Below are 5,455 nucleotides of genomic sequence, written 5' to 3'. Positions count from 1 at the left end.
GGGGTGGTCGGCACCCAGCACCCGCTCCCGATCGGCGAGGGTGGCCTCATACAACGGGATGGCCCGACCCAAATCCCCCGCCGACTCATACGCGCCGGCCAGGTTGTTGCGGGAGGTCAAGGTGTGGGGGTGATCGGCACCCAACACCCGCTCGCAGGCGGCCAGAGTGGCCTCATCCAGGAGAATGGCCCGGTCCAGATCCCCCGCCGCATGATAGGCGTGGGCGAGGTTGTTGCGAGAGCCCAGGGTGTCGGGGTGGTCGGCGCCCTGGAGCCGCTCCCGCGCGGCGAGTGTTGCCTCCAACAGGGGGATGGCCCGGCCCAGGTCCCCCGCCATCTGGTAGGCACTGGCGAGTTTGCCGCGCGAGGTCAGGGTATGCGGGTGGTCGGCGCCCAGCACCCGCTCGCAATCGGCGAGAGTGGCGTCCAGCAAGGGGATAGCTCGGCCCAGGTCCCCCGCCGCACGGAGGGCACCGGCGAGGTTGCCACGAGAGACCAGGGTGTGGGGGTGGTCGGCGCCCAGCACCCGCTCACAGTCGGCGAGTGACTGTTCGTACAGGGGGATGGCCTGGCCCAGGTCGCCCGCCAACTCATAGGCGTGGGCGAGGTTGTTGCGGGGGGTCAAGGTGTCGGGGTGGTCGGCGCCCTCGAGCCGCTCCCGCGCGGCGAGTGTTGCCTCCAATAGAGGGATAGCCCGTCCTAGGTCGCCCACCGCCTGGTAGGCGACAGCGAGGTTGTTGCGGAAGGCAAGGGTGTGGGGGTTGTCGGTGCCCAGCACCCGCTCGAAGTCGGCGACCGTGCTCTCATAAAACAAGACTGCCCGCGCCAGATCTCCCGCGGCCCGGTAGGCGTTGGCAAGATCGCTGCGGGAGACCAGGGTGGAGGGGTGGTCGGCACCCAGCAGCCGCTCCCGATCGGCGAGCGTCGCCTCGTACAGGGGGATGGCCCGGCCCAAATCCCCCGCCGACTCATACGCGCCGGCCAGGTTGCTGCGGGAGGCCAAGGTGTGGGGGTGGTCGGCGCCCAGCAGCCGCTCGTATGCCGTGCGTGAGCGTTCGAAGCAGGCGATGCCGCGGGAAGTGGTGCCCTGGTAGTCGAGGAAGATGCCAGCCTCGTTGAGCAGGTGAGCGGTCGTGGTGGTGTCGGTGTCGGCGGGTGAGTGGTCTGTCAGGGCGGTGAGGTGCGGCAGCAGCGCTCGCCAGAGGGGCCAGCCAGCCGGATCCCGCGGCAGTTCGGGGAGGGCGTCGCTGAGCAGGGTGGTGGCGCGTTCGCGGGCGGTGTCGATGTCGGTGGCCTGGCGGTGGGGGTCGTGGGGGTCAGGAGTGCGGGCGACGGCTTGGACCAGGCGGTGCACGGTGATCGTCTCCCCGTCGAGGGTGATCATGTTGTAGGCGCCCAGTTCACCCAGGGCATGCTGCACGTCCGGTATCGCGGTTTCCAGGCTGGCCAGCATGGTGCGAGGGATCGGCTCGGCGCCGTACCAGGCCAGCAAGCGCAACAGTTGCCCGGCCAGCGGAGCATCGGCCAGCTGGTCGAGGGTGAGCCGCCAGATGCGGGCGATGGTCCGCTCGGCGTCGGCGCCGCGGGCGGCCCGGTCGTACATCACCGCCGGCTGCGCTCTGAGTAGCTCCCGGTAGGCGCACGGGGTGAGCCTGGTCTGGTGCAGGTATGCACCCGCCTGCTCGACCGCCAGCGGCAGACACCCCAGCTCGTGCACCAGCTCGATCGCCCCGTCCAACACCTCGGGCAGATCCCCGTTGAGGCCGGCCCGAACGGCATCTGGGGAAAGGTCCGGGGCGGCGATCCGAGCAAGCAGCTCGAGCGCCTGCCGCTCGCCCAGCACATCCAAGCGCAGCACTTCTGCGTCCAGCCGGTGCCAGCCCTCGCCCAGCCGGCTGGTCACCAGCACCTGCCCGGCAAGGGTCCGCTCCAGCAACGGCGCCACGTCAACCGCGTCGGCGACGTTGTCGAGCACCAGCAGCCATCCCTCATGGGTGGCCAGCCACGCCGTGGCCCGCTCGGCCAGTACCTCCAGCGGCAAGGCCGAGGCCAGTTCCGGCTGCAGCGCGACCGCCAGTTTCGCCAGGCCGGTCTCGACCGCCTGGGCCGACTCGGCGGTGATCCACCACACCGGATTCACCTCGCCGCCATCCCGCCTCCTGGCCTGGGCATGTGCATACCGGGCAGCCAACGTGGACTTGCCCACCCCGCCCAGGCCATGCACCGCGGCCACCACCACCTCACCCCCGCCGCGCAGCGCCGCCTCCAAGCGGGCCAGCTCATCGCCGCGCCCCACGAACGCGCGCGAGAGCCGGGGCACATTCACCAGCCGTGGCGGTGCGACCACCTCGGTCACCGGCCGCACTGCCTCGACCGGCAGCACCGTCTCGTAGTTGATCTGATCGCGCCCGGCCTGATTGATCCGGCCATGTCCAAAAGCCGTGGCCTGCATCCGCAGCGGCTGCTGCTCATGCCCGGGATCGCCCGCCCCCGGCGGAGGCACGCTCACCGGCCGTTGTTGGTCTGGTCGCGCCCAGCCTGATAGACCCGGCCCGACCCGGAGGCCTCCGCCCTCATCTGCACATTCGTCACGTGATCTCCCGTGGAGGCGATCCCGCTGTTGTCCCGGCCGATCGCGATCGAGCGCTGCCCGGAAGCGGTGGCCGACGTGCCGTACGTCGCGACCAGCACGCGCAGCTCGGCCTCGGCGGCAGGGTCGTCCTCCAGCAGATCACTCAACCGCAACCGCCACGCCGCCTCCTGCTCGACGCGGGACCGCTCCAGCTCAGCGCCGCTCCGGCCGACGAGCTCCTGCCGCGAGCGCTCCAGCCGCTGTACGGCGACCTCCTGCCGCTCCGGCTTGCCCCGCCCCAGCAGCCGGGCGAAACCCTGCTTGGCCGACGCCCAGGCATCGGTGGTCATCGCCTCCACCAGTGCCGTGCCACCCGCTGCCGCCAGCGCTGCTAATGCCTCGCTCAACATCCCTGGCCCCCCTCTCGACTCCGGCCTCCCAAACCCTGTGCCGGGCTATCGCCACGAACACGGTCTGCATTACTCCAATAACCGATCGATCATGACCCGAGGCTCCCCGGCCCTGTCGTTCCTCCCGCGGCGTGACACGAAGTCTTTCTCTCAAGGATCGCGGGCCGAACTGATCACTCTGACCGTCTCGAAAACGACCGTTTTCGAGACGGCTCTCACGCGCCTCAAACGACCTTGAAAAAGAGGAACCCCCGACCCGCGGCGGGTCTGGGGTTCCAGTCGTGCAGGAGAGGGTGAGCCAGGTCCAATGGTGTGATGCTGGGCAGGCGTCTTCCCCGGTCACATCTGGCGGCTCTAACGGCGGAGCAGAAGCAGCGCCCGCAAAGCTGCTCCAACTGGTGCCTCTCCTGGCCTGGATGACGAAGCATCTCTCCCCGATCGGCATGGCCGACAGCAGCATCGGCACAAGCCATGGCCAGCCCGCCAAGCTGCTCGGCGTCAGCCCGGGCACGCTCTACAACCACATCCCCGACCTGCGTCAGCTTCGCGAAAGTGGCCACATCAAAGAGCTCACCCGTGATCAGAGGCCGTCAGTGTAGGAGGGCCACATGCGAGCGGCATCTCACTTGAGCGCCTCCAGGTTGGCCCGCACCACCTTCGTCGTAGAGTGATCGGCGCCTAGCACCCGCTCGCAGGCGGCCAGCGTCGCTTCAAACAAGGCGATGGCGCGGCCCAGATTTCCCGCCGCCTGGCAGGCGCTGGCCAAGTCGTTACGGGAGGTCAGCGTGTCGGGGTCGTCGGCGCCTAAGATCCGCTCCCGATCGGCCAGCGCCGCCTCATACAGGGGAATGGCCCGGTCCAGATCCCCCACCGCCCGGTAGGCGTAGGCGAGGTTGTTACGGGAGAGCAGCGTGGAGAAGTGGTCGGGGCCCAACGCTCGTTCGCAGGCGGCCAGTGTCGCCTCATACAGCGGGATGGCCCGCCCCAGATCTCCCGCCGCCTGGTAGGCGACAGCGAGGTTGTTACGGGATTGCAGGGTGTCGGGGTGGTCGGGGCCCAACGCTCGTTCGCAGGCGGCCAGCGTCGCCTCGCACAGCGGGATGGCCCACCCCAGATCCCCCACCGCCTGGTAGGCGTAGGCCAGGTTGTTGCGGGAGGCCAGGGTGTCGGGGTGGTCGGCGCCCAACACCCGCTCCCGATCAGTCAGCGTCGCCTCATACAACGGGATGGCCCGCCCCAGATCCCCCACCGCCCGGTAGGCGCCAGCGAGATTGTTACGGGATTGCAGGGTATCGGGATGGTCGGCGCCCAACACCCGCTCAAAGTCGGCCAGCGTCGCCTCATACAGCGGGACGGCCCGGCCGAGATCCCCCACCGCCCGGTAGGCGCTGGCCAGGTTGTTACGGGAGGTCAGCGTGGCGGGGTGGTCGGCGCCCAACACCCGCTCCCGATCAGCCAGCGTCGCCTCATACAACGGGACGGCCCGCCCCAGATCCCCCGCCGCATCGTAGGCGCAGGCGAGATTGTTGCGGGAGATCAGCGTGGCGGGGTGGTCGCCACCCAGCACCCGCTCCCGATCGGCCAGCGTCGCCTCGAACAAGGGGACTGCCCGGCCAAGATCCCCCACCGCCTGGTAGGCGCTGGCCAGGTGGTTGCGGGAGGTCAGGGTGTCGGGGTGGTCGGCGCCCAACACCCGCTCAAAGTCGGCCAGCGTCGCCTCGAACAAGGGGACTGCCCGGCCAAGATCCCCCACCGCCCGATAGGCGTAGGCGAGGTTGTTGCGAGAGGTCAGCGTGGCGGGGTGATCGGCGCCCAGCACCCGCTCGCAGGCGGCCAGCGTCGCCCCATACAACGGGATGGCCCGCCCCAGATCCCCCACCGCCTGGTAGGCGCTGGCCAGGTTGTTACGGGAGGCCAGCGTGGCGGGGTGGTCGGCGCCCAACACCCGCTCCCGATCAGTCAGCGTCGCCTCGCACAGCGGGATGGCCCGCCCCAGATCCCCCACCGCCCGGTAGGCGCCAGCGAGATTGTTACGAGATTGCAGGGTATCGGGATGGTCGGCGCCCAACACCCGCTCAAAGTCGGCCAGCGTCGCCTCATACAGCGGGATGGCCCGGCCGAGATCCCCCACCGACTCATAGGCGTAGGCGAGGTTGTTACGAGATTGCAGGGTCTCGGGGTGGTCGGCGCCCAGCACCCGCTCGCAGGCGGCCAGCGTCGCCTCATACAGCAGGACGGCCCGGCCGAGATCCCCCACCGCCTGGTAGGCGCTGGCCAGGTTGTTACAGGAGGCCAGCGTGTCGGGGTGGTCGGCGCCCAGCACCCGTTCGCTCGCCTTGCGGGCCTGTTCGAAGCAAGTGATCGCGCGGCCGCTACAGAAAATGAAAGTTCGGGGTGTCATCTCGATCTCAGGTCTGTGATCAGGCCGGTGTGTGCCAGGAAGGCGTCTAAGAGCTTGGGGCGGTACTGCATCT

The 5,455-nt window shown here is 69.5% G+C and carries 4 protein-coding genes; 1 reads left to right on the top strand and 3 read right to left on the bottom strand.

Annotation, left to right across the window (positions count from 1 at the left end; all coding sequences use genetic code 11):
• Nucleotides 1-2,508, bottom strand: a 2,508-nt coding sequence (gene fxsT, locus ABZX61_RS65215; RefSeq protein ID WP_355213087.1) for an FxSxx-COOH system tetratricopeptide repeat protein, incomplete at its 3' end; no start/stop codon positions are given.
• Nucleotides 2,505-2,921: a hypothetical protein gene (locus ABZX61_RS65210; protein ID WP_355213085.1), complete on the bottom strand. Its 417-nt coding sequence runs from the start codon at nt 2,919-2,921 to the stop codon at nt 2,505-2,507. The genes ABZX61_RS65210 and fxsT, both read right to left, overlap by 4 nt.
• Nucleotides 2,922-3,397: 476 nt before the next feature.
• Here ABZX61_RS65210 and ABZX61_RS65205 point away from each other — a divergent pair, with 476 nt between their 5' ends.
• On the top strand, nt 3,398-3,580 hold the full coding sequence (locus tag ABZX61_RS65205) for a hypothetical protein (RefSeq protein ID WP_355213084.1): 183 nt from the start codon (nt 3,398-3,400) through the stop codon (nt 3,578-3,580).
• A gap of 23 nt (nt 3,581-3,603) precedes the next feature.
• On the opposite strand, the gene ABZX61_RS65200 is transcribed toward ABZX61_RS65205, so the two are convergent.
• Nucleotides 3,604-5,382 carry a tetratricopeptide repeat protein gene (locus tag ABZX61_RS65200; RefSeq protein WP_355213082.1) on the bottom strand — a complete coding sequence of 593 codons (1,779 nt, stop codon included), beginning with the start codon at nt 5,380-5,382 and terminating at the stop codon, nt 3,604-3,606.
• Nucleotides 5,383-5,455 lie beyond the last annotated feature (73 nt).

Source organism: Nonomuraea sp. NPDC003709 (genome assembly GCF_040610775.1).
In the GTDB taxonomy this organism is placed as follows: domain Bacteria; phylum Actinomycetota; class Actinomycetes; order Streptosporangiales; family Streptosporangiaceae; genus Nonomuraea; species Nonomuraea angiospora_A.
The sequence above is the reverse complement of the archived record's forward strand: the minus strand, read 5'-3'. Positions and strand labels throughout refer to the sequence as shown.